Annotated in this window: 29 protein-coding genes; 23 read left to right on the top strand and 6 right to left on the bottom strand. The window is 42.6% G+C overall.

All coding sequences use genetic code 11. The features are described from left to right. Positions 1-22 precede the first annotated feature (22 nt). The 9 genes from FLP08_RS08110 (at position 23) to FLP08_RS08070 (ending at position 8,247) form a co-directional block, all read left to right on the top strand. Entirely contained in the window at positions 23-1,003 is a 981-nt protein-coding gene (locus FLP08_RS08110; RefSeq protein ID WP_156275790.1) for a stage II sporulation protein M, read from the top strand. Then, complete coding sequence (locus tag FLP08_RS08105) at positions 978-1,835, top strand: YciC family protein (RefSeq protein WP_156275788.1); 858 nt, start codon at positions 978-980, stop codon at positions 1,833-1,835. Before FLP08_RS08110 ends, FLP08_RS08105 begins: the two co-directional genes overlap by 26 nt. A gap of 2 nt (positions 1,836-1,837) precedes the next feature. Further along, entirely contained in the window at positions 1,838-2,599 is a 762-nt protein-coding gene (locus FLP08_RS08100) for a DUF4129 domain-containing protein (protein ID WP_156275786.1), read from the top strand. Continuing rightward, positions 2,592-3,821, top strand: a complete 1,230-nt coding sequence (locus FLP08_RS08095) for a DUF4350 domain-containing protein (RefSeq protein WP_156275784.1) — start codon at positions 2,592-2,594, stop codon at positions 3,819-3,821. Before FLP08_RS08100 ends, FLP08_RS08095 begins: the two co-directional genes overlap by 8 nt. Continuing rightward, a complete protein-coding gene (locus FLP08_RS08090) occupies positions 3,781-4,785 on the top strand; it encodes an AAA family ATPase (RefSeq protein WP_156275782.1) in 1,005 nt (334 codons plus the stop codon). Before FLP08_RS08095 ends, FLP08_RS08090 begins: the two co-directional genes overlap by 41 nt. Then, entirely contained in the window at positions 4,785-6,116 is a 1,332-nt protein-coding gene (locus FLP08_RS08085; RefSeq protein ID WP_162430993.1) for a DUF58 domain-containing protein, read from the top strand. Before FLP08_RS08090 ends, FLP08_RS08085 begins: the two co-directional genes overlap by 1 nt. 103 nt (positions 6,117-6,219) lie before the next feature. Next, positions 6,220-6,636 (top strand): DUF2141 domain-containing protein, encoded by a 417-nt coding sequence (locus FLP08_RS08080; RefSeq protein ID WP_156275780.1) that lies wholly within the window; start codon positions 6,220-6,222, stop codon positions 6,634-6,636. 17 nt (positions 6,637-6,653) lie between these two features. After that, positions 6,654-7,163, top strand: a complete 510-nt coding sequence (locus FLP08_RS08075) for a hypothetical protein (protein ID WP_156275778.1) — start codon at positions 6,654-6,656, stop codon at positions 7,161-7,163. A 124-nt stretch (positions 7,164-7,287) separates the two neighbouring features. Next, complete coding sequence (locus tag FLP08_RS08070) at positions 7,288-8,247, top strand: hydrogen peroxide-inducible genes activator (protein WP_156275776.1); 960 nt, start codon at positions 7,288-7,290, stop codon at positions 8,245-8,247. Between the two features lie 27 nt (positions 8,248-8,274). Here FLP08_RS08070 and FLP08_RS08065 read toward each other — a convergent pair whose 3' ends face one another. From FLP08_RS08065 to FLP08_RS08055, 3 genes are all read right to left on the bottom strand, one after another. Then, entirely contained in the window at positions 8,275-8,472 is a 198-nt protein-coding gene (locus FLP08_RS08065) for a hypothetical protein (RefSeq protein ID WP_156275774.1), read from the bottom strand. Between the two features lie 135 nt (positions 8,473-8,607). After that, on the bottom strand, positions 8,608-9,408 hold the full coding sequence (locus FLP08_RS08060; protein WP_156275772.1) for a TIGR00266 family protein: 801 nt from the start codon (positions 9,406-9,408) through the stop codon (positions 8,608-8,610). 79 nt (positions 9,409-9,487) lie between these two features. Next, positions 9,488-9,952, bottom strand: a complete 465-nt coding sequence (locus FLP08_RS08055; RefSeq protein ID WP_156275770.1) for a DUF4442 domain-containing protein — start codon at positions 9,950-9,952, stop codon at positions 9,488-9,490. A gap of 322 nt (positions 9,953-10,274) precedes the next feature. Here FLP08_RS08055 and FLP08_RS08050 point away from each other — a divergent pair, with 322 nt between their 5' ends. The 6 genes from FLP08_RS08050 (at position 10,275) to FLP08_RS08025 (ending at position 14,354) form a co-directional block, all read left to right on the top strand. Continuing rightward, positions 10,275-10,808 (top strand): DUF4870 domain-containing protein, encoded by a 534-nt coding sequence (locus FLP08_RS08050; RefSeq protein ID WP_156275768.1) that lies wholly within the window; start codon positions 10,275-10,277, stop codon positions 10,806-10,808. Next, positions 10,805-11,149, top strand: a complete 345-nt coding sequence (locus tag FLP08_RS08045; RefSeq protein ID WP_156275766.1) for a PadR family transcriptional regulator — start codon at positions 10,805-10,807, stop codon at positions 11,147-11,149. The genes FLP08_RS08050 and FLP08_RS08045 overlap by 4 nt, the downstream gene beginning before the upstream one ends. Next, entirely contained in the window at positions 11,142-12,905 is a 1,764-nt protein-coding gene (locus FLP08_RS08040; RefSeq protein WP_156275764.1) for a PspC domain-containing protein, read from the top strand. Before FLP08_RS08045 ends, FLP08_RS08040 begins: the two co-directional genes overlap by 8 nt. Next, positions 12,902-13,057 carry a hypothetical protein gene (locus tag FLP08_RS08035; protein ID WP_156275762.1) on the top strand — a complete coding sequence of 52 codons (156 nt, stop codon included), beginning with the start codon at positions 12,902-12,904 and terminating at the stop codon, positions 13,055-13,057. Before FLP08_RS08040 ends, FLP08_RS08035 begins: the two co-directional genes overlap by 4 nt. 63 nt (positions 13,058-13,120) lie before the next feature. Beyond that, positions 13,121-13,966, top strand: coding sequence for a GIN domain-containing protein (locus FLP08_RS08030; protein WP_156275760.1), 846 nt, complete (start codon positions 13,121-13,123; stop codon positions 13,964-13,966). Positions 13,967-14,051: 85 nt separating this feature from the next. Then, on the top strand, positions 14,052-14,354 hold the full coding sequence (locus FLP08_RS08025; protein ID WP_156275758.1) for a hypothetical protein: 303 nt from the start codon (positions 14,052-14,054) through the stop codon (positions 14,352-14,354). Between the two features lie 62 nt (positions 14,355-14,416). Here FLP08_RS08025 and trxB read toward each other — a convergent pair whose 3' ends face one another. Continuing rightward, a complete protein-coding gene (gene trxB, locus FLP08_RS08020) occupies positions 14,417-15,409 on the bottom strand; it encodes a thioredoxin-disulfide reductase (RefSeq protein ID WP_156275756.1) in 993 nt (330 codons plus the stop codon). Positions 15,410-15,565: 156 nt separating this feature from the next. Here trxB and FLP08_RS08015 point away from each other — a divergent pair, with 156 nt between their 5' ends. The 8 genes from FLP08_RS08015 to FLP08_RS07980 all read left to right on the top strand — a co-directional run bounded on the left by FLP08_RS08015 (position 15,566) and on the right by FLP08_RS07980 (position 21,417). Further along, positions 15,566-16,207, top strand: coding sequence for a trimeric intracellular cation channel family protein (locus tag FLP08_RS08015; protein WP_156275754.1), 642 nt, complete (start codon positions 15,566-15,568; stop codon positions 16,205-16,207). A gap of 52 nt (positions 16,208-16,259) precedes the next feature. Next, positions 16,260-16,970 carry a LytR/AlgR family response regulator transcription factor gene (locus tag FLP08_RS08010; RefSeq protein WP_156275752.1) on the top strand — a complete coding sequence of 237 codons (711 nt, stop codon included), beginning with the start codon at positions 16,260-16,262 and terminating at the stop codon, positions 16,968-16,970. A gap of 153 nt (positions 16,971-17,123) precedes the next feature. Continuing rightward, positions 17,124-17,888 carry a hypothetical protein gene (locus tag FLP08_RS08005; protein WP_156275750.1) on the top strand — a complete coding sequence of 255 codons (765 nt, stop codon included), beginning with the start codon at positions 17,124-17,126 and terminating at the stop codon, positions 17,886-17,888. 11 nt (positions 17,889-17,899) lie between these two features. Beyond that, positions 17,900-18,331: a YybH family protein gene (locus tag FLP08_RS08000; protein ID WP_156275748.1), complete on the top strand. Its 432-nt coding sequence runs from the start codon at positions 17,900-17,902 to the stop codon at positions 18,329-18,331. A 104-nt stretch (positions 18,332-18,435) separates the two neighbouring features. Beyond that, positions 18,436-19,218, top strand: a complete 783-nt coding sequence (locus FLP08_RS07995) for a hypothetical protein (RefSeq protein WP_156275746.1) — start codon at positions 18,436-18,438, stop codon at positions 19,216-19,218. A 5-nt stretch (positions 19,219-19,223) separates the two neighbouring features. Then, positions 19,224-19,760, top strand: a complete 537-nt coding sequence (locus FLP08_RS07990) for an outer membrane protein assembly factor BamD (protein ID WP_156275744.1) — start codon at positions 19,224-19,226, stop codon at positions 19,758-19,760. An 8-nt stretch (positions 19,761-19,768) separates the two neighbouring features. Continuing rightward, positions 19,769-20,710 (top strand): NAD-dependent epimerase/dehydratase family protein, encoded by a 942-nt coding sequence (locus FLP08_RS07985; protein WP_156275742.1) that lies wholly within the window; start codon positions 19,769-19,771, stop codon positions 20,708-20,710. A gap of 17 nt (positions 20,711-20,727) precedes the next feature. After that, positions 20,728-21,417: a cupin domain-containing protein gene (locus FLP08_RS07980; protein WP_156275740.1), complete on the top strand. Its 690-nt coding sequence runs from the start codon at positions 20,728-20,730 to the stop codon at positions 21,415-21,417. Positions 21,418-21,490: 73 nt separating this feature from the next. Here the strand turns inward: FLP08_RS07980 and FLP08_RS07975 are convergent, their stop codons facing one another. Both FLP08_RS07975 and FLP08_RS07970 read right to left on the bottom strand, forming a co-directional pair. Beyond that, positions 21,491-21,904 (bottom strand): YeeE/YedE family protein, encoded by a 414-nt coding sequence (locus FLP08_RS07975; protein ID WP_156275739.1) that lies wholly within the window; start codon positions 21,902-21,904, stop codon positions 21,491-21,493. Positions 21,905-21,907: 3 nt separating this feature from the next. Next, on the bottom strand, positions 21,908-22,465 hold the full coding sequence (locus tag FLP08_RS07970) for a YeeE/YedE family protein (RefSeq protein ID WP_156275738.1): 558 nt from the start codon (positions 22,463-22,465) through the stop codon (positions 21,908-21,910). Positions 22,466-22,470: the final 5 nt, after the last annotated feature.

Here is a 22,470-nt window from a genome sequence, read left to right as displayed (position 1 = left end):
CTTTGGGTTATATTATAAAAAGATGCGCGAGGCGGCTTTTGTCAGGCAAAATAAAGATAAATGGATTAAGTACGAAAGTCTGCTTGAAAATAAGGCGACGCTTTCCCCAGAAAGTATCTCAGACGTTTATATAGACCTTAGTGACGACCTAAGCTATTCCAGGACCTTTTATCCAAAAAGCAACACTACCAGGTACCTGAACGGCCTGGCTTCCTCCTATCACCAGAAGATTTATAAATCTAAAAAAGAACCCGCTAACAGGTTCATAAGATTCTATACCAGGGAGTTTCCGGCACAGTTCCACAAACACCAGAAAATGTTGCTTTTAAGCTTCCTGATATTTACCGGCTTCACCTTGATAGGCGCATACAGCTCGGCATCAGACGCAGCTTTCGTTCGCTCCATACTTGGAGATGCTTATGTGAACATGACCCTGGAGAATATTGCGAACAATGATCCCATGGCTGTTTATAAAAAGGCTTCAGAAACCGATATGTTCCTGGGCATAACCATCAACAATATCAGGGTTTCCCTGATGGCTTTCTCAATGGGCGTCCTGGCCGGTTTGGGAACTGCCTTCCTGCTAATGCAGAACGCGGTGATGCTGGGAAGTTTTCAGTATTTCTTTTATGACAAGGGACTTCTCTGGGAATCTGCACGAACCATATGGATCCACGGCACGATAGAGATCTCAGTAATTATTGTTGCCGGTTGTGCCGGCCTGGTGGTCGGCAAAGGAATTCTTTTCCCCGGTACTTATTCTCGTTTAAAATCCTTTACCATGGCGATAAAAGAAGGCCTGAAGATTGTGATTAGCACGGTGCCATTTTTCATCGTCGCCGGTTTACTGGAAGGTTTTGTGACACGGGTCACCGGTATGCCCGACTGGCTGGCGGTATTGATAATTCTATCCTCCCTGGCTTTGATATTGTTTTACTATGTTTACTACCCTTTATACCTTCTAAAAAAATCTAAAAATGAACCAAGACCCCATTCAATTTAAAAGACAACGAGAGCTGGGAGAGATCCTTAGCGTAACTTTCCAGTTTATTAGGCAGAATTTTAAGGCTGCCGGGAAGATCTACCTGAAAATAGTGGGGCCTGTCTTGCTACTGCTTATTGCAGCCGCTACCTATTATACCTGGACTACACTGGGGACTTCTTTTTTCGAGGGTGGTTTTCAGGGTTCAGAAATCCTGGTTTCCCTGAGCCTAATGATGCTCGCCTACCTATTGTTTGTAGCTACCATGAACGGTACCATTTACCACATTATACTTTCCTACATAAATAATAATGGAGAAATAAAGGCTACAGAAGTAAGCGCCGGCATGAAGGCCGACTTCGGAAAACTGCTGTTGCTCACTCTAATCTGCTGGATCCTCATTTTCGCCGGAACCATGCTGTTCATTATCCCTGGAATCTATGTGACCATACCTCTAAGCCTGGCCGCAGCGGTGCTTGTTTTTAGAAGAGAAGGTATTGCTGAAAGTATATCGAGTTGTTTTAACCTGGTAAAGAACAACTGGTGGATGACTTTCGCCAGCATCCTATGTATAGGGATCATCGTTTACCTGGTAGGCCTGGTCTTCCAGCTGCCGGCGATCATTTACATTTTCATTAGAACCTTTACCGTTGCTTCTGAATCATCTTCCGGGAACGTTGGAGAGGTCTTTGGGCCCGGTTACGTTATTTTAAACGCCGTTACCTCGACCCTGCAATATCTTATCTATAGCATAACTCCTATTGGTGTTGCGCTGGTCTATTTTAATCTGAACGAAAAGAAGAATTTTACCGGGACCTACGAAACCATTCAGAACCTGGGAAACAATAACTGATCTTGAAAAAAGGCCTGATTTACCTTCTTATTTTTTTTCTTTTCGGAAATATTTATCCGCAAGAGATAGATTCTATTGCCGGAAAAAAAGAAGTGGTGTTTGACAGCACTGAAGGTCTCTCGCCTGCTGAATTCAACAAGGATCAATTAAATACTTATAAAACACAAAAGGAATTCGATTATTTAAAGACCGGCGAAAAGGAAACCTGGTGGACGAGGTTCAAAAAATGGATCAATGCAAAATTCAACCAGTTTCTTAACTGGCTTTTTGGCGATTATCAGCCGGGCAGTATACTGGCATTTTTTATCGAGATCCTTCCATTCTTATTACTGATTATTTTCCTAGGTCTCGTAGCCTGGCTCTTTTCCAGGCTGAACCCGGGAGGGCATATCCTAAAGGAACCAAGGAACAGCGAAGTATTTTTAAGTGAAGAAGAGGAACTTGTTAAGAACGAAGACCTGCCGTTCCTGATAAAAAAAGCGGTACAGGAAGGCCAATTCAGGCTTGCCGTTCGTTATTATTATCTCAACGAATTAAGAAAGCTGGACCGCCTAAACCTCATAGATTACGAATTTCAAAAGACCAATAAGGATTATTCTGAAGAGATACAGAACGAAAAGATCAGGAAGCATTTTCATGAGATCTCGAAACTCTATGAATTCATCTGGTACGGAAGTTTCCAGGTTTCAGAAACAGATTACCGCCTGGTAGAAAAAGGTTTTTTAAGAATGGAGGAAGCACTTAACTCGAGATCTTATGAATAAAACCTACAAGATCGCCCTGGGATTATTCATCCTCCTAATCGCTTCCCTGGCATGGCTGGAGAGCACAGAACCAGACCCCATCAATTGGAACCCGAGTTTCACTTCTAAGGACAAGATCCCGCTGGGAGCCTTCGTTTTTTATGAAAGCTGGAAAAATTCTACTTCAGACAGTATAAGGGAGATCAGGATCCCGCCTTACGAATTTCTAAATGATACCGTTCAGCAAGGAACCTATTTTTTCCTGAACAATTATGTAGGTTTCGACAATGAGGAACTGGACGATCTATTGAAATGGGTGGCCCAGGGGAACAGCCTGTTCATTTCAGCCTATGATTTTGGCCCTAACCTGGCCGACACCTTGAAAATAGAGCTTAGAAATCATATTTCTTCTGAAGGCTTTAAGTCAAGACCAAAATTAAATCTTGTAAATCCTGCCCTTAGAATGGAGCAGGCCCTGGAATTCGACCAGGACCTGGCAGGCGTATATTTCAGTAAAATCGATACTTTAGAGCATAAGGTTCTTGGTACGGCAGCTTTCGGAGAGAAAAAAACTGAAGAAAAGATAAATTTCATAAAGGCCAGATTTGGGAATGGAGAGATCTACCTGCACTCTACCCCGCAGGCCTTCAGCAATTACTTTTTGCTTAAAGATGAAAATTACCGGTACACAGAGGCTCTTCTGGCCTATTTAAAGGGAAAGAACATACTTTGGGATGCCTATTATAAAGCCGGGAAAAGCTTTTTCACCTCACCGCTCTATATCCTGCTCAACAACCGGCCATTAAAATGGGCCTATTATTTCGTACTTATCGCGGCGATACTGTTCATCCTGTTTGAAGGAAAGAGAAAACAGCGATCTATCCCGGTGGTAGAGCCACCCAGGAACAGGTCTTTTGAATTTACCGAAACCATCTCCCAGCTTTACCTTGAACAGGAAAAATTTCATGAACTCGGATTAAAGAAGATTAACCTCTTCCTGGAATATATCAGAAATAATTACCGCCTGGATACCTCTGAGATCAATGATCAGTTTTACCGGGACCTGGCGGTGAAAAGCGAAAATAGTCTGGATAAGACCAAAGAACTTTTCGATAGAATCTTTACTTTTCAGGATCGGCAGGATAGTGATAAGCAGGATTTTTTCGAACTATCAAAAAGCATAAATTCATTTAAACATACCCATGGACAAGCAGGAAACTCAGCAAAACGAAGAAGGACTTAAATTCGAGAACCGCATCCCCCTGGAAGGATTGAAAGATTCCGTAGAAAAGCTAAAAGAACAGCTTTCCCGGGTGATCGTAGGCCAGGATAATTTTGTGGAACTTTTGATCGTGGGACTTCTGTCCAACGGTCATGTGCTTATTGAAGGTGTTCCCGGTGTAGCCAAGACCATTACCGCAAAGTTGTTCGCGAAATGCCTGAAAACAGATTTCAGCAGGATACAGTTCACCCCAGACCTGATGCCCAGCGATGTGCTGGGAACCTCGGTTTTTAACATGAAGACTTCAGAATTTGAATTCAAAAAAGGTCCCATTTTCTCCAATATCGTGCTGATAGACGAAATAAACCGTGCTCCAGCCAAGACTCAGGCCGCGCTTTTTGAAGTCATGGAAGAAAGGCAGGTGACCATAGACGGTAAATTATATAAGATGGAGGCGCCCTTTATGGTCCTGGCGACCCAGAACCCCATAGAACAGGAAGGTACCTATGCCCTGCCGGAAGCGCAACTGGATCGTTTTCTCTTCAAGATCGAAGTAGATTATCCTTCTTTTGACGATGAAGTGAAGATCCTGCAGAGCCACCACGATAGAAAAGGAAAATTGCCTGAAACCGAAATAGAAGCTGTCTTAACACCGGAACAGCTGGCGGAACTTAGGGAGCAGATACATGAGATCATCATCGAAGAAAAACTGCTTAATTATATTGCCGAGCTTATTAACAAGACCAGGAATCATCCGCATTTGTACCTGGGCGCCAGTCCGCGTGCTTCTATTGCCGTGATGAACGCAGCTAAAGCATTTGCGGCGATCAATGCCAGGGATTTTGTGATCCCCGAGGATATTAAGAATGCGCTAAAACCGGTAATTGGGCATCGCCTTATACTTTCTCCAGACCGCGAAATGGAAGGTATGACCGCAGGCAGCGTTATAGATATGATCACCCAATCTGTAGAAATCCCTCGTTAGTGCTCAAATTCATTAGATCCCTGTACTTTGGGAAACGGCTTTTTTACGCGCTGTTCGGCATCTCCATTCTTTTCCTGATCTCCTTCTGGTTTTCACCCCTGTACAGTATTACCTGGATCCTGACCTCGGTGCTGGGAATTTTAGTCCTTACAGATGTGTCAGCCCTCTTCCGGGTTAATGGGATCGAGGCAGACCGGATATTACCTGAAAAGTTTTCGAATTCAGATGATAACAGGGTCGTGATAGAGATCGCGAATAAGTATGGCTTCCGGCTGAATGCGGAGGTGATCGATGAGATCCCCGTACAGTTTCAGAAAAGGGATTTCCTTAAGCAAATAAGATTTACACCCCATAAGAGCATAGAATTTGAATATTTCCTTAAACCCCTGGAGCGTGGTGAATATATCTTCGGAAACCTGAATATCTATGTTTCCAGTATTTTTAAACTGGCCAAAAGGAGATACACCTTTAATAAGGACCAGATGGTGAAGGTTTATCCTTCTTTTATCCAAATGAAGAAACTGGATTTCCTGGCGCTCGACCAGAAGATAAACCTGCATGGTATCAAGCGGATCCGGCGAATTGGCCATACCATGGAATTTGAACAGATCAAGGAATATGTTCGGGGTGACGATGTAAGGACCATTAACTGGAAAGCCACGGCCAAACATGGCAACCTGATGGTGAACCAGTTCCAGGATGAAAGATCACAGCCAATCTACTCTATAATAGACTGCGGCAGGGTGATGAAGATGCCTTTTGAGGGGCTTAGCCTGCTGGATTATGCCATAAACTCCTCTCTGGCTTTTTCTAATGTGGCCCTTAAGAAAAAGGACAAGGTGGGAATGCTCTCCTTTTCGAATAAGATCGACCATCTGCAGAAAGCCAGTTCTAAGCTCAGCCAGCTAAGCAGGATCATGGAGGCCCTTTATAACGTAAATACTGGCTTTTACGACAGCGATTTCAGCCTGCTGTATTCCCGGGTAAAAAAATATATAAGCCATCGCAGCCTGTTGATGATCTATACCAATTTTGAGCATATGTCTGGGCTGCAGCGCCAACTGCCTTTTCTTAAAGCTCTGGCCAAGCAGCACCTGGTCGTGGTGATCTTTTTTGAAAATACCGAAATGATCCGACTAACCGAAATCGCACCGGCTAACCTAAGCGAAAGCGCCCACCAGACCATAGCCGAACAATATGCGCATAATAAAAGTCTCATGGCCAGAGAACTTCAAAGACACGGGATACAGGCCCTGCTTACTCCTCCTCAGGACCTGAGCATCAACGCTATAAACAAATACCTGGAGATCAAGTCCAGGGGTTTACTTTAGTTAATTACAATTCGGTTTACAAATTCTACAGTTCGGTTAAAAGATTTTTCGGAAGCTGTGCTTTGAGGCTAAGTTTGTTCCATAATCAAAAAACAATAGCATTATGAAAACCTTAGCTTTATTAGCAGCAATCTTGTTCGGATCATTTGTAAACGCCCAGACCGGTAATTCGGGAAGCATCAGCGCCACTGTACCCAACGTGAATGGAACCGAAGGCAGTGTGAAATTCGGACTTTATTCCGCAGAGACCTTTATGAAAGCAGCCCCGGAATTTTCGGTAAAAGCCGAAATCATTGATGGAAGGGCTGTGGCACAATTCGAAAATGTTCCTGAAGGAACCTACGCCTTACTGGTGATGCACGATAAGAACGAGAATAACAAGATGGATTTTGATGCCAGCGGTATACCGACCGAGGATTACGGAAGCAGCGGCAATTCGATGACTTACGGGCCACCAATCTGGGAAGAATCCAAATTCGATTTCGACGGGAACAATAAGGAACTAACCATCAGGTTCTAAGATTTAAACTTGAAATCATGAAAACTTTATTCTCCATATTTGTCACGCTGATCATAGGTGTTGCCGCATTAAATGCGCAAACTTTCGAAACCGACCAGCAGGCAAAATCTGCTATCCAGAAGCTTAGTTTTCTTTCCGGTGAATGGAAAGGAAAAGGCTGGAGAATATCCCAGGATGGCAATAAATATCATTTCGATCAATCTGAGACCGTACAGTTCAAACTCGATAGCACCGCCTTGCTCATCGAAGGAAAAGGAACCGCGAAGGGCAGGCTCATCCACAATGCCCTGGCCGTGGTGACCAGCGAAAAGGAATCTGGCAATTATGAATTTCAGTCCTTTCTACAGAATGGGATGAAAGGAAGCTTTAAAGCCGAATTAAAGGATGGGAATTTCTACTGGTATCCAAACCCAAATGTAAGGTACATCATCAGTATCAATGATAAGGGCCAATGGCATGAAACAGGCGAATATAGCCGGCAGGGAAACTGGATCCAGTTCTTTGAAATGACCCTGGACAGGATCTAATCATCAATCATTTTTTATCATTGAACCCTTCCCTATCAGGAAGGGTTTTCTAATAGATAAAACAAAGTTAAATTGCATTTAAAATAAGAAAAACTTATACCTTTGTGTAAGTAAACTTGATGAAATGACAATTACCCAGCTCCATTATGTACTTGCAGTCGCAGAACATAAGAATTTCACTAAAGCGGCCCAGAAAGTTTTTGTAACCCAGCCTACCCTAAGTATGCAGATCCAAAAACTGGAAGAAGAACTTGAAGTCACCATTTTCGACCGAACAAAAAAGCCTATACAGCTTACCGAGGTTGGGGAAAAGATAGTACAGCAGGCCCGCAATATAGTTAACGAGAGCGACAGGATACAGGATATCGTAGACCAGCAGAAGGGATTTATTGGCGGGATATTCCGTTTAGGGGTAATACCAACGATTATGCCTACGCTTTTACCGATGTTCATTGGCAGCTTCATCAAGAAATACCCCAAGGTAAAACTGAAAATCGAGGAACTGCACACAGAGGCGATACTCGAAAAACTTAAGGAAGGACACCTGGATGCAGCCATTGCGGCCACTCCTCTGGAGGTTGAAGGCATCAAGGAGAACGTGCTTTACTATGAGCCTTTCGTGCCCTATATTCCGCAGGGAATGCAGATGGAAACTTCAGATAAGATCACCGTGGAAGACCTGGACATCAACAAAATATTATTGCTGGAAGACGGGCATTGTTTTAAAGATGGTATCATTAATCTTTGCAAGGCTTCCCGTGATTATGGAGATGACCAGCTACAGCTTGAAAGCGGAAGTTTTGAAACTCTTATTAAACTGGCCAACGAAGGGCTGGGGATGACCCTTCTGCCCTATTTACATACCCTCGACCTTAAGGAGTCTGAGAAAGAGAACCTCAAAATGTTCCAGGATCCAATACCAGCAAGGGAAGTTAGCCTTATCTACAATCGCAGTGAATTAAAGATGCAGATCATCGAGGCACTTCGCAGTACGATCGCCGGGGTCGTAAAAGGGGCTATAACCTTCCAGAATGTGAAGATTATAAGTCCATTGAATAAAAAGAAAGAATTTACTACCAATTAAAAAAGCGGCCTTTTGGGCCGCTTTTAGTTAAGTATTTAAATACATTAAACATTGATTTAATTCGGGATTCTGCCTGGTTAAACCAACAATCCAAAGTCTTAGCTCCTCAATCTCATAAGGAAGTAAACGATCAATTGCTTTTTTAACCTCTTTACAGAACAAGTTCGCATCAAAACTCACTTTTGCAAGTACCGTTTTGGTGTATTCAAACATCGCTCGCGCCATAATTTGAAATTGATTTTAGTTAAAGTTAGGTCGTCAAAAATATGTATTAATATTCTATGAGCCGTTAATTTTTTGGTAAGCCTAATATAATAAAAACTATTTATTTTAACATATTTCTTAAATCTTTAACATAAATCAAAATCTGTTATCGCCACTAATAACATCTCCCAATCCTCCAAGAATACTGCCTTCTCCCTTGTCTTTTCCACCTCCCTGCGGAGCTGCCTGATGTATCCTGCTGGCCAGCCTGCTAAAAGGTAAGGATTGGATGTATACCGTACCGGGTCCGGTTAGGGTTGCAAAGAACAAACCTTCGCCTCCAAATATTGTGTTCCTTATTCCGCCAACGAATTCTATATCGTAATCTACAGTCTGGGTAAAACCAATGATACAACCTGTATCTACTTTTAGTTTTTCACCTGGCTGCAGCTCTTTCCTGGCCATGGTTCCGCCGGCATGAACAAAGGCCATTCCGTCTCCTTCTACCTTTTGCATAATGAATCCTTCACCTCCAAAGAATCCCCGACCTAGCTTTTTACTGAATTCGATCCCAATGGAAACACCTTTGGCCGCACATAAAAAGGCGTCTTTCTGGCAAATGAACTTGCCATTATACCTGGTAAGGTCTATTGGAATAACTTTTCCGGGATAAGGAGAAGCGAAGCTGATCTTTTTCTTTCCCTGAACCTCGTTAGAGAAGATCGTCATAAAGAGACTTTCACCGGTAAGTAAACGCTTGCCGGCTCCCAGCACCTTGCCCAGAAATCCTTCGTTCTGCTTGGACCCGTCCCCAAAAATCGTATCCATCTTGATGCCATTATCCATCATCATAAAGTTACCTGCTTCTGCAATAACGGCTTCCTGTGGATCCAGTTCCAGTTCAACATATTGCATTTCTTCTCCAAAGATCTGGTAATCTATTTCGTGTGCATTCATCTTATAAAGCATTAGGCTTAAAGCTTTAGGCTCTAAGCAGGATTAGTAATATTTTTATTCCAAGCAAGTAGGTTTCAGGTTAAGACTTAGGGCTTTTAACCTTTACTGTCCACTGGAATTCGAAGACAGATACTTCTATCCCGTCTTCGTTCACTCCCACAGATTTCATCCAGAAGGTTTGCCCCTCCCCGGTAGCTATGGTCTTTTTAATGGCTTCGTTCACTTTATTACCGTCGTAACAGGTGAATTTTATTTTTCCGGTTGCTTTTTTAGTGAAGGTAGATTTGTTCTGGGCAACCAGCATGGAAATCTTTTTATTGGAATCCTGGATCTTACCCATCACAAGGGCACCAGTACTAAGTTCTGCAGCCATGGCCTGTACGGCGAAATACATGGAATTAAATGGGTTCTGGTTTATCCACCTATGGGTTACCCCCACTTCACACTCGGTCTGGTCTATATGTTTCACCCTCACCCCACATAACCAGGCACTTGGTAATTTCAATGTTAAAAAGGAATTCAATTTAGAGGGAGAAAGCTTCATTTAAATAATATTTTGGTTGATTTTTTATAAAAGTAGGAAATATGTTCCAGTATTCAATTCTTAATTTTTTGTTAATTTTCAGTACTATGTGTTGCATAATACCTTCTTTTAGATATATATTTGTATAAGAATCTAATAGGTTATAAATGTATCAATCAAAAATCATCATGAAAAAATCATCTCACACTCAGACATTTAGATTGTCGGACACCAAAAATCCAACAATAACTAGAACACAGATCAATCTGGCGATAGCTTTTATCTACATCTATTTTCTAACAGCCATCTTCCTTTAAGATCTAACATTTAAATCAAGAAAAAAATGACGACTGAAACCATCAATCAAAACAGGACCCTGGCTACCGTACTTCATCTTTCGGTATTCTCGAAATACGTGATTCCGTTTGGGAACTTCATCTTTCCCATGTTATTGTGGCTTTCGAGAAAACAGGATCCATTTGTAGATCATCACGGGAGAAATGCCCTGAATTTCCAGATAAGCATGTTCCTATACGCTGTATTTATCGTAGCAGTGGGAGCGGCAACCTTTGTTTACTTCGGGCTAAGATTCACAGCTAATGAACCATTGTTTTTCATTCAGGATTCATTCGTAATAGATAATTTCTCTGATGCCATGCCCTTTTTCATCACAGTGGGCATCCTGGGAATCTTATTACTAGGTCTTTTTGTACTTGAACTATTTGCGGTCATCAACGCGAGTATCAAGGCAAACGAGGGCCAGTTATATAATTACCCGCTAACCATCAATTTTTTAAGTTCGGAAACTCCGGACCAGAACCATCAAAATCAATCAAGAAATGAACAGTTTAATGACACCCAAAAACAAACACTATGAAGATTGAAAATACAAAAGCCCAGATGCGTAAGGGTGTACTGGAATACTGTATTCTCTCGGTTCTCCGGGATGAAGACGCCTACGTGGCAGAGATTCTGGACACTTTAAAAGACGCTAAGCTGCTGGTTGTGGAAGGTACGATTTACCCTTTGCTTACCAGGCTTAAAAATGCCGGACTTCTCAATTACAGATGGGAAGAATCCACCAGTGGGCCACCTAGAAAATATTACGGGCTCACCGAAACAGGGAAAATTTTCCTCAGGGAACTAACCGGGACCTGGGAAGAATTGCAAACTGCAGTTAATATCGTAACCACTCAAAAAAAGAAGAACCATGAATAAGACAGTAAATATAAATCTTGCCGGCACATTCTTTCATATAGATGAGGATGCCTATGCCAGACTACAAAGGTATCTGGAGGCCATAAGGCATTCGTTTTCTAATACGCAGGGTCGTGATGAGATCATCTCTGATATCGAGGCTCGTATTGCTGAATTATTTAATGAAAAGATCAAGAATGACCGTCAGGTGATCAGCATTAAAGAAGTAGAAGAAGTAATCACTATCATGGGGCAACCTGAAGATTATATGGTAGATGAGGAGATCTTCGAAGATGAACCTAAAAGAACCAAGACTACCAAGACCGTTGGCAAACAGCTTTTCCGCGATACCGAAAACGGTTATGTAGGTGGCGTTTCTTCAGGATTAGGTCACTATCTTGGCATAGAAGCTATCTGGGTAAGACTCTTATGGATCTTACTTACCATCTTCTCCAGTGGTGCTTTCATCCTTATATATATCGCTTTCTGGATCTTTGTTCCCGAAGCTAAAACCACGGCCGATAAATTGGCCATGCGCGGAGAGGAGGTAACCGTCAGCAATATCGAGAAAAAGATACGTGAGGGTTTTCACGAGGTTTCAGATAGTATAAAAAATGTAGACTATGAGAAATATGGCAAAAAGGCCAGCGCCGGAGCCAGCTCTGCAGCTACAACCCTTGGTGACATCATCAAGTTCTGTCTGAAACTATTCGTAAAGTTCGTAGGTATATTGTTGTTATTGATCGCAGGTTCAACCCTGATCGGGTTGTTCGTAGGTCTGTTCGCAGTTGGAACCTTCGGAATTATCGAGGCTCCATGGACAGATTATATAGACGTGGTGAACAGTGGTGCGCCTATCTGGCTGATTTCCCTTCTGGCATTTTTTGCCGTAGGTATACCGTTTTTCTTCCTGTTCGTTTTAGGACTGAAGATTCTGGTGAAGAACCTGAAATCTCTTGGTAGAATAGCTTTACTTACCTTATTAGGAGTTTGGCTTATCTCGATCATAGGTCTAACCGTAATAGGGGTTAGCCAGGCTACGAATCGTGCCTTTGATGGTGAGGTCGCCAGTACAGAGAAACTGGCGATCGCAACTTCAGATACGCTTTTCCTGAGAATGAGAAATAATAGTGAATATACCGGGAGAACCTGGAAAAGTTCAGATTTCAGGATCACCTACGATAACAGCAACAAGATCATCGTTGGGAACGACATCAGGCTAATCGTTAAATCTACCAGTGATTCACTGGGAAAAATGGAGATCGTGAAAATGGCCGAAGGCAAGAACTATGAAGATGCCAAAAACAGGGCCGCAAAGATCAATTATTCCACCAGCCTGATCGGGAATGAACTATTACTGGATAGTTACTATACTTCAGATGCCAGTTATGGATACCGCGACCAGGAGGTTCAGGTTACTCTTTACCTTCCTGAGGGAGTTATCCTTTATGCCGATGATAACACCTCCTCTTTTCACAGGAATTATGGTTCTTACGGGGATATACTTACCAGTGGCAAGGAGGGACATTTTCTAAAGGTCATAGATGGGGAAACCATTTGCGAAGACTGCCCCGTAGATACCTGGGATAATGAAGATGGAGACTGGGGAGAGGAAGACCGGGACTGGGATACCGCCGATGATTTTAATGCCAGGATCAATGTGAATGGTGAAGAAATGGACATTCGTGTAAACGATGAAGGCGTAGAAGTGAACGATAAAAAAGTTAAGCGAGTAAAGATAGACAGTAATGGAATAGAGATAAATACACCATCATGAGTTCATTAGTCAATTTTGTGATAAGTTTTATGATGGGTCTTCTTTTTGGTCACCAGTTAGAAGAACCTAAAAACGCTAATTACGAGTTTCAGCAGGATACAACCAAGCTCATTATTGAACTCGAAATGCGGCAACAGGTACTCGAATCCTGATAATTAAAGATCAAAAGCTCCTAATTAGGGGCTTTTGTTATATTTGGTATAAATCTAAATCTAATGATGCTAAAAAAACTCCCCCTTCTCTTATTGATCATTTTCATTTCTTGTAAAGCCCAGGACAAAGTAAAAGGTAGCAGGAATGTAAAGACCGAACAATATGATATCAACTCCTTTCACAGTATACAGGCTAAAGGTGATTTTAAGATAGGCATCCTCAAAGGCAGTAAACCCATGATCGAGATCGAGGCAGACGATAACCTGCACGACCTTATCCAGACCGATGTTGTAGATGGCGTGCTTCTTATAAAACCCATTAAGGAAATTAAAAGCAGCAAAAGAAAGGAACTTAGAATAACTTTTGCAGATACCCTGAAGAACATAAGCATAGCCGGTGAGGTGGAACTAAGTTCCTTACAGGACCTTTACCTTGGTGATTTTGATCTTACCACCAGGAAAGATGCGCAGGCATTTTTAACCCTAACCGCTAAGACCTTCAATCTTGTACAGAGCGATGATGCCAAATCTGAACTCAACATCACCGCTAGTAAAGCTAACTGGCAATTAAACCAGTCTTCAGAAGTAAAGGCACTGGTAAACGCGCCGGTATTCAATGTAGATATTTATGAAAAGGCCTCGGCAAGAATAGATGGAGATGTACAGGAATTCAAAATTAGGGCCGACCAGTCTTCTAAATTCGACGGAGAGAATCTTACCAGTATCAAGGCCGATGTTCTGGCGCAGGGAGATTCAGAAGTGAAGGTAAATGCCACCGAAAGCCTAAAAATTAAAGCCAACGGAAAGAGCGAGATCGACATTTACAATGAACCGGTGATCGAACTTATTGAATTCAAGGACGAGGCCAGCCTGGTAAAAAAAGAATTCAGCAAAGGGCTTTTCAACTAGGAATTTACTATTAAAGTTTTCAGAAAACCGAGCAGGAATTTCAGCGATAGACTAATTTTACCCTCGAATTCTAAATATTGAAAGGATGAAATATTTATTGAAAAACAGTCTGATCTTACTTGCCCTGATCAGCGGATTAGTTAGCTGTAGAAATACCGATAACGATAACGAGGAAAAGAGCGAGGTGCAGCGTATGATGGAAGACCCCGATAACAAGGTAGAAGTCAAGGACGATGGAGATAAGATCAAAATTGAAACTCCCGAGGGAGATGAGATCAAGATCAAAAAAGACGATGGAGAATACAAGAAAAAAGTAGATCGCGCAGATGGAAGCGAATCTAAAATAAAGGTAGACGATGGAGAGGTCAAGGTAAAGACCGATAACTAAACCTCGCAGGAAATAAAAAATCCCGCCATGAGCGGGATTTTTGTTTTATAACCATTTCAAACCTAAACCGTCTCGGGCCTTGTCTGAGGTTTTTCAATATCTTCTTCGGTTTCTATCTCTGCCAGGTAACGCTCAGCATCAAGAGCGGCCATACATCCTGTTCCGGCTGCAGTTACTGCCTGTCTATAGATCTTATCCTGAACATCTCCAGAAGCGAATACTCCCGGAATATTTGTTCGGGTAGATTTACCTTCGGTAATGATATAGCCGGTATCATCCATAGTGATCCAGTCCTTGAAAATATCGGTATTTGGCTTGTGACCAATTGCCACGAAGAAACCTGTGATATCGATCTCTTCCTTCTCTCCGGTCTGGTTATTTACCATTCTAAGACCTTCCACCACCTGGTCTCCAAGGATCTCATCCACCTCGGTATTATACCTTAGATCGATATTCTTGGTATTCTCTACCCTGTGCTGCATGGCCTTGGAAGCTTTCATATAATCCTTACGCACCAGCATGGTCACTTTGTTACAGATATTAGCCAGGTAAGTAGCTTCTTCAGCAGCGGTATCTCCACCACCAACAATGGCTACGTCCTGTCCTTTATAGAAAAATCCGTCACAAACGGCGCAGGCAGAAACTCCACCTCCACGCAGTCTCTGCTCACTAGGTAATCCTAGATATTTCGCGGTAGCACCAGTAGAAATGATAATAGATTCAGCTTCGATCCATTTGTTATTATCAACGCAGGCCTTATGAATTCCACCTACTTCTTTAGAAAAATCAACTTCGGTGATCATCCCGATCCTAACCTGGGTTCCAAAACGCTCAGCCTGCTCCTGAAGGTCCATCATCATCTTGGGACCGTCTATACCCTGCGGGTAACCAGGGAAGTTATCTACCTCGGTGGTAGTAGTAAGCTGTCCGCCAGGTTCCAAACCAGTATACATTACAGGTTTAAGGTCGGCACGGGAGGCATAGATCGCCGCCGTATATCCGGCAGGACCTGAGCCTATGATCAAACATTTAACTCTTTCTATATTCTCACTCATTGTACTTATTTTTCACTGTTTAAAAGTAGGAAGTTTAGTAGAAAACTTACAGGTTTTGTTATTAAGATAGTCTATTTGTTAATAACCCCTGAAAATAATGACAGAAAACCGCCACACTTCGAACAAAATTAAAAGATAAAATTACCTTTGCCAAGCATGGAATTGAGTTTATTCAACATACTGGATGTGTTGGGAACCATTGCTTTTGCAATTTCAGGAGCCCTTTCAGCCATGAACCGCAGGCTGGATCCTTTTGGCATTTTCATCATTGCTTTCGTTACCGCTATTGGAGGTGGTACGATAAGGGATATACTCGTGGGCAACACCCCGGTTAGCTGGATGGAAAATACCATATATGTTTACCTTATTGGGGTAGTTACCATCTTCGCGATCATATTCAGGAACAAGCTCAATTATTTGAAAAAATCCCTATTCCTTTTTGATACTATCGGGCTGGGGGTCTTTACCATTACAGGAGTTGAGACCGGGATCGTCAATGGCCTGGACCCGATCATTTCGGTGGCCCTGGGTGCGATGTCGGGTACCTTTGGAGGGGTAATAAGGGATATTTTATGTAACGAGATCCCGGTGATCTTCAGGAAAGAGATCTATGCCACCGCCTGTCTTATAGGAGCATTGGTGTATGTCACCCTTTATGACCTGAATGTAGACGCAGATATCATTTACCTGGTAACATCCCTTATCGTTATAGGAATAAGGATCCTGGCAGTAAAATATCATCTTACCCTGCCTTCATTTTATCCTGTGCATCCGAAAAGCAGCAAACGCAAGCGATAATATAAATTACTGATTACCAATAGTTTCAGTATCTTTATAAAAAATATACCGGATGGCGGCAGAGGAAAAAATAATAATCGTAGAAAGGGATATTCCCATGGCTGCAAAACTGTCCCTGCAACTCTATAAGCTGGGTTATAATATCACCGGGATTTTCTCCAGGGCAAAAGACGCCCTGCATTTCATGGAGCAGGAAGTTCCAGACCTGATCCTGCTGGATGACCAGTTGAAAGGCCAGCTCAATGGAATCGAAGCTCTCTCGGCAAAAAGTAAGCTCTGCTCCCCTATTATTTATTTCAATAAACAAACTGCCGAAGCCATAGACCGTCTCTTGCCCCGCTCGCTTAAGCGAAGAACCAAAAAACTGGAGGCTGTTGCTGATCCTGCTGCGGAAAATACTGAAACGGAAAGCGAAGAAAACCTTCTGAACCCGGATGAACATTATATCATGAACGATCGCATATTTATTCGGCATCATGAAAAGATGATAAGGCTTGCGCTAGACGATATACAGTATATTGAAGCAGACCGGAATTACTGTAAGGTCTTTTCACGAAATAAAAAATACCTGCTGGTAACCACCCTGAAAGAGGTTGATGAAAAGTTATCAGACAACAGGTTCCTGCGTATACATCGTTCCTATATCGCCAATATCTCGCATATAGACGAAATTGGCGGAAATCACGTAGTGATCTGTTCGCATTCCCTGCCGCTTAGTAAAAACATGCGGGCCGAGCTTTTCAAACACCTGCGCGTTATTTAAAATTCCTCAAACATTCCTGTTCTAAAGAAATAGATCCCTTCGGAAAGATTTAAGGCTATCCCGGAAAGTATTCGGGCAGGCTCGTCCTAATTTCCAATTTCAGGCCGGGATAACTTACTAAATTCCAGCCTTGAAACCAATAATATCAATCTTATGAAGTCAGTTAAAACTCTAATCGCAGGGCTTATTCTACTAATGTTCTTGAATGTCAAAGCCCTGGCTCAGAACGACCGTTACCAGCTTTACGTGGTACATGAAGATCATGTAAAAGAGGGTATGATGGATAAACATAAGGAAGGTGATAAGAAAATAGTGAAAGCCGCGAAAGACCAGAACATGAAGAATATGAGCTGGATCACTTTTGTCGCAGACAACAACCGCGTAATGTACCTTTCTCCCATCGAGAATATGGCCGAACTCGATAAAAACCCTTTTGATGAACTTGAAAAAAAGATGGGTGAAGAAGAATTCGATAAACTCTTTGATAGTTTTGACGGCACTTATTCTGAACACGGAGATTACATCCTGCGGCTGGACAACGAACTTTCCTATATGCCTAATGGGATGACCGTGACCCCTGAAGGCGAACACTACAGGGAGCTCACCTATTACCATATTCCGCCTGGAGAAGGTGAGAAAGCCGAGGAAATAGCGCGGGAGGTCAAGAAATTATATTCAGAAAAAAATTCCAACCTGCATTACCGGCTTTACAAAAGCGGTTTCGGCAATATGGGCTATTATTTCATGGTGGCGGTAGCTGCAAAGAGCCCGGCAGAGATGGAAGAAAAACGTAAAAAGAACATAGACATTATTGGCGATGAAGGTAAGGCCGTCCTGGACAAGGTAGAGAACAACTTCAGGGATACAGAAAAGGTAACCGGCTATATTATGCCTGATTTATCATACATGAATAATTAAAAAATACTAATATGAAAAGAACAGTTTTTATAGTCCTTGGCCTTCTATTTATGGCCATGACGACCAATGCCCAGACCGTATTCAAAAGTCTACAGGACCTGAGGGATGCTTATTCTGAAGCTTTCGCCAATCAAGATACCGAAGCTATTCTTAAAATCTATTCAGATGATGCAAGTATCCACCACACAGATGGATCTATGATTAATGGAACTGCCGAGATCAGGAATCTCTACAACGGGTTTTTTAAAGAGAATAGCGGAAGGATCGATTTCAAAAACGTCTCGGAAGACCAGCTAACAGATGATATCTTCTTTTACCATGACAAGGTTTTCGTGAATATTAACGGTGAGGATAACACCCGGGATATCGAGGTGGTAAATATCGCGGAAAGAAAGGATGGCAAATGGAGAGTTACCAAAAGCTACCGCTGGCCAAAACCATAAAATCATCATTCGTGAAATAAGTTCAAAATACCCTGCATTTACTCTGCTGCTACCTACCCTGCCTGGCAATTTCAATAATTACAAATCACTCTAAAAGTTCAATTATGAAAGTAAGCAGTATGATTACCAGTATTCTAATTTGTCTTCTTGTAAGTGGCAGTCTCATGGCCCAGGAAGGTAAAGCACAGGCATATTTAATACACGAGGACCAGGTGAAACCTGCCATGTTCGAGGAGTATGAAAAGGCTTCCAAGGAGCTTGTAGACGCCTGTAAGAACAATAACGTACAGGGAATTCAGTGGGCCGTGGCCTCCATGGACGATGGCACCTATCTGGCGATCACCCCTATAGAAAATCTTGCACAGATCCAGGAAATGAATTTTGAAGATCTGAGAGAAAAAGTAGGTGATGAAAAGTTCACCAGGATGTTCGAGAATTTCAATAAATGTTACGACAAGCACGGCGATTATGTTAGCATGCTCGTGCCTGCTCTTTCTTATATGCCAGATGGCCTTAGCACAAATACCCCCGGGAAAGAATACCGCGTATGGCACAGGATGGATGTTTCTGCAGGAAATACCCAGAAATTAGAGGCTAAACTTAAAAGCCTGAAGGAGCTTTTTGCTTCCAAGAATTCAAAAATGCATTACCGCATTTACCGCAGTGGCTTCGGAAATGTTGGGGACTTCTATACCGCGGTAATTTCAGCCAAAGACGCGGCAGATTATGATAATATGGCCCTGGAAAACCAGAAATTACTGGCTGAAGAAGGAAAGAAAGCCTTCGACGAGGTTTTAGAATATGTTGAAGCCTATACGGTGAAACGCGGTGGAATGAGACCAGACCTGGCCTATCAACCATCTAATACAAATATTGCAAAAGACTAAAGATCATGAAAAAGTTCATATTAATATTATTAATTGCTGGCCTTGCAGCTTCCTGCGGAGATACCAGCAAGGAAAAGGAAGAGGTAAGATACACCCAGGATTCTGAGGAGATCAATACCCTGAAAGCAGCTATAGCTGATTATGAAAAAGGTGACTGGCAGGCCATGCAAAAACATTACGCCGATACCGCCAAGATCTATCATAACAGCACCGATGGTAAGAATATTTCAGATATCATAAAACGACACGAACAGGATTTAGCTGATCTTTCGGAATATGGTTTTGTAGATTCAGAAGACGAATTTGAAATGGTGCTCACCGACGACGGGAATACCTGGGTGAATTACTGGGGCGACTGGAAGGCCAAGCTTTCGGAAAGCGATAAGGAGGTTACCATTCCCGTACATCTCACCGCCCAGTTTAAGAACGGTAAGATCGTAAGGGAGCATGGATACTGGGATAATGCGATCATGACCATGGCAATGCAGGACATGATGGAGCAGAAGGCAAAACAGGATTCCATTAATGCAGCTTCTAATTAATCCAGATCATGAAACACGTAGGAATTACGGGCGGAGCGGGATTTATAGGGAGTTACATCACCAAAAAGTTTCTGGAGAGCGGCCATAGTGTCAAGGTTTCTGTAACCAATATCTCCAAAAGCCATAAATATGAACATCTCTTTGAACTGGGGCATGAGGAGAAACTTTCCATTAAAGCCCTGGATGTTCAGGATCTCGCCGCCTTAAGGAATTTTTCCAGCGGCTGCGATATACTTATACATTGCGGAACACCATTTAAACTAGGGACAGATGATCCTGAAAAAGACCTTTTTGAGCCAACACTTAAGGGAACAGAGAATTTCCTGAGGATAGCAGAGGAGAATAACGAACTGGAGAAGATCGTGTTCGTAGCTTCAGTGGCCGCATACAATACCTCATTCCCCTATCCCGTGGCTAACAGGGATCCGGATCATCTTTATACCGAAAAAGATGAACCCTACCTTGACGAAACAAATATTCCCTATGCCCAGGCGAAATATTTCGCAGACCAGAAAGTACGCAAATTCGTTAGGGAAAACACCAAGGTAGATACCGAGATCGTAAGTGTCTCCCCGGTGACCGTGATAGGGCGCCCCCTATCGGAAAGGGAAGACTCCACTTCGGTGGGATTACAGCAATTGTTCAAATCTGGGAAACCCCAGGACGCCTTTACCCAGGTCCTGTTCGATGAAGACGTGGAATTTGCCCTGGTAGATGTCGAGGATGTTGCTGAAGGGGTTTATAAAGCCGCAATTACCAGCGGAAATCACGGCAAGAACTATCTCTTAAGCAGTGAGAGCTGGAAGATCTCAGATATTTCCAGGATGCTCAACGGAGAAAAGCCTTTGGTAAAACCCAGGTTTGTCTATAGCAACAGGCTTGCCCGGAAGGACCTGGGCATAGATTTTAATCCTGCGAGAAAACCATTGAGCAGTTTTAGTAATACATAAATTTAAATTCCAGAAAAATGAAAAGACTAATGAATATTTTAAAATCATGCCTCGTATTATTGATCCTCACCAACGGCCTTAAACTGACTGCTCAGGATGCCACGAAAATAGATCCCGAGCATTATAAGGTGGCCGTAGATAACGAAAAGGTCAGGGTATTGCGAATTAATTACAAACCGGGCGAAGAATCAAAAATGCATTCTCATCCAGAGGGTGTAGCGGTTTTCCTAACAGATTATAAGGCCAATATGACCGGCGAAGACGGTAAAGCCATGGAAATGGCCGGAAATGCCGGGGACGTGGTCTGGGTAGGACCTTCCAAACACCAGCCTAAAAATATTGGGAACAAGCCATTTGAAGTGATACAGATAGAAATGAAGAACAAGCCTATGGCTGCCGGCAAGAAAAGCCTTCATTTATTTGAACTTCCGGAAGGGGTTAGCGAAAAACAGCTGAACGATTTCCTAAAGGAGATGAACCAGGCCATTAGCGATGAAGGTTACCCGGGAGCAGGATACCACCTTTATAAGATCACCGAGAAGGATGACAAGTATAAATATTTTATGGAAGGCGTCTGGCCAGATTCAGAAACCTATGACAAGATCCATAACTCGGCGAGCTGGAAGGCCATGGCCGATAAAGGCAAGGATATGATAGAAAAGATCCAGGCCAACGAACTTTATATGAAGGCTGAAAAAGTAAAATAATATAGACCTTAATAAAACAAAACAGCTCCTGGAATCTATGTTTCCAGGAGCTGTTGCTTTAATTCATATATACTTAATGCGGTAATTTATCCCTTAACAAGCCATAGAGGAAAGTTCCAAAAATCGCGGCTAGAAATACCACGATCACTGAAACATAACCTGCGCCGATAAGCGTATAGATTGGTCCAGGGCATGCCCCGGCAAGTGCCCAACCAAGACCAAAAATGATCCCACCGAACATATAACGGCTAAAACTCTTGTTCTTGGGAACAAACTGTATCTGCTCGCCGTTTACGTCCTTCAGTTTTTTTCGTTTTATAAGCTGTATTCCCAGTACTCCCAGTACCAGGGCAGAGCCAATGATCCCGTACATATGGAAAGATTCGAACCTGAACATTTCGTAGATCCTGAACCAGCTGGCCGCTTCAGACTTAAACATCACGATTCCGAATAATATACCTGTAAATAAATATCCTATAACTTTCATACTCTAAAATATTAGGGGAAACAATAAATGGATCATCACCAGGCCTCCAATAAAGAAACCTACAACGGCAATAAGTGACGGCAACTGAAGGTTACTAAGGCCAGAAATCGCGTGCCCGGAAGTACAACCTCCGGCCCACCTGGCTCCAAAGCCTATCAGGATTCCGCCAATGATCAAAATCGACAGCGATTTGAAATTGGTCAGGGCTTCCAGGCTGTAAAGTTCATCTGGCAGATATGCTGAGCCGGTACTTTTAAAACCTAGATCTTTTAATTGTGTAACTGTATCCGGGTTGATCTCCACTGCAGGATCTGGTGTTAGAAAATTCATGGCAATAAAACCACCGATGGCCGCACCTACAATTACGATAAGATTCCATCGCTGTGCCCTCCAGTTAAAATCGAAAAAACTGGCTTTAGAGTCGGCACCACACATGGTACAGATGGTTCTAAGGTTCGAGGACATTCCAAACTGTCTTCCCTGGAAGATGAGCAGGAACATGATAAGGGCGATCAATGGCCCGGCAACGTACCATGGCCAGGGTTGTAATATAAATTCCATAATTG

Origin of the sequence: Christiangramia aestuarii (genome assembly GCF_009735585.1) — a bacterium.
Taxonomy (GTDB): domain Bacteria; phylum Bacteroidota; class Bacteroidia; order Flavobacteriales; family Flavobacteriaceae; genus Christiangramia; species Christiangramia aestuarii.
The sequence above is the reverse complement of the archived record's forward strand: the minus strand, read 5'-3'. Positions and strand labels throughout refer to the sequence as shown.

Bases quoted from the DNA above. Each gene is read 5' to 3' on its own strand.
- FLP08_RS07985 (WP_156275742.1), top strand. From the start codon at position 19,769: ATGAAACACGTAGGAATTACGGGCGGAGCGGGATTTATAGGGAGTTAC.
- FLP08_RS08110 (WP_156275790.1), top strand. From the start codon at position 23: ATGCGCGAGGCGGCTTTTGTCAGGCAAAATAAAGATAAATGGATTAAG.
- FLP08_RS08010 (WP_156275752.1), top strand. From the start codon at position 16,260: ATGGCGGCAGAGGAAAAAATAATAATCGTAGAAAGGGATATTCCCATG.
- FLP08_RS08050 (WP_156275768.1), top strand. From the start codon at position 10,275: ATGACGACTGAAACCATCAATCAAAACAGGACCCTGGCTACCGTACTT.
- FLP08_RS08065 (WP_156275774.1), bottom strand. From the start codon at position 8,472: ATGGCGCGAGCGATGTTTGAATACACCAAAACGGTACTTGCAAAAGTG.
- FLP08_RS08070 (WP_156275776.1), top strand. From the start codon at position 7,288: ATGACAATTACCCAGCTCCATTATGTACTTGCAGTCGCAGAACATAAG.
- FLP08_RS08015 (WP_156275754.1), top strand. From the start codon at position 15,566: ATGGAATTGAGTTTATTCAACATACTGGATGTGTTGGGAACCATTGCT.
- FLP08_RS08030 (WP_156275760.1), top strand. From the start codon at position 13,121: ATGATGCTAAAAAAACTCCCCCTTCTCTTATTGATCATTTTCATTTCT.
- FLP08_RS07990 (WP_156275744.1), top strand. From the start codon at position 19,224: ATGAAAAAGTTCATATTAATATTATTAATTGCTGGCCTTGCAGCTTCC.
- FLP08_RS07980 (WP_156275740.1), top strand. From the start codon at position 20,728: ATGAAAAGACTAATGAATATTTTAAAATCATGCCTCGTATTATTGATC.
- FLP08_RS08005 (WP_156275750.1), top strand. From the start codon at position 17,124: ATGAAGTCAGTTAAAACTCTAATCGCAGGGCTTATTCTACTAATGTTC.
- FLP08_RS08000 (WP_156275748.1), top strand. From the start codon at position 17,900: ATGAAAAGAACAGTTTTTATAGTCCTTGGCCTTCTATTTATGGCCATG.
- FLP08_RS08055 (WP_156275770.1), bottom strand. From the start codon at position 9,952: ATGAAGCTTTCTCCCTCTAAATTGAATTCCTTTTTAACATTGAAATTA.
- FLP08_RS08025 (WP_156275758.1), top strand. From the start codon at position 14,052: ATGAAATATTTATTGAAAAACAGTCTGATCTTACTTGCCCTGATCAGC.
- FLP08_RS08060 (WP_156275772.1), bottom strand. From the start codon at position 9,408: ATGAATGCACACGAAATAGATTACCAGATCTTTGGAGAAGAAATGCAA.
- FLP08_RS07995 (WP_156275746.1), top strand. From the start codon at position 18,436: ATGAAAGTAAGCAGTATGATTACCAGTATTCTAATTTGTCTTCTTGTA.
- FLP08_RS08090 (WP_156275782.1), top strand. From the start codon at position 3,781: ATGGACAAGCAGGAAACTCAGCAAAACGAAGAAGGACTTAAATTCGAG.
- FLP08_RS08095 (WP_156275784.1), top strand. From the start codon at position 2,592: ATGAATAAAACCTACAAGATCGCCCTGGGATTATTCATCCTCCTAATC.
- trxB (WP_156275756.1), bottom strand. From the start codon at position 15,409: ATGAGTGAGAATATAGAAAGAGTTAAATGTTTGATCATAGGCTCAGGT.
- FLP08_RS08080 (WP_156275780.1), top strand. From the start codon at position 6,220: ATGAAAACCTTAGCTTTATTAGCAGCAATCTTGTTCGGATCATTTGTA.
- FLP08_RS08035 (WP_156275762.1), top strand. From the start codon at position 12,902: ATGAGTTCATTAGTCAATTTTGTGATAAGTTTTATGATGGGTCTTCTT.
- FLP08_RS08040 (WP_156275764.1), top strand. From the start codon at position 11,142: ATGAATAAGACAGTAAATATAAATCTTGCCGGCACATTCTTTCATATA.
- FLP08_RS08075 (WP_156275778.1), top strand. From the start codon at position 6,654: ATGAAAACTTTATTCTCCATATTTGTCACGCTGATCATAGGTGTTGCC.
- FLP08_RS08045 (WP_156275766.1), top strand. From the start codon at position 10,805: ATGAAGATTGAAAATACAAAAGCCCAGATGCGTAAGGGTGTACTGGAA.
- FLP08_RS07975 (WP_156275739.1), bottom strand. From the start codon at position 21,904: ATGAAAGTTATAGGATATTTATTTACAGGTATATTATTCGGAATCGTG.
- FLP08_RS07970 (WP_156275738.1), bottom strand. From the start codon at position 22,465: ATGGAATTTATATTACAACCCTGGCCATGGTACGTTGCCGGGCCATTG.
- FLP08_RS08105 (WP_156275788.1), top strand. From the start codon at position 978: ATGAACCAAGACCCCATTCAATTTAAAAGACAACGAGAGCTGGGAGAG.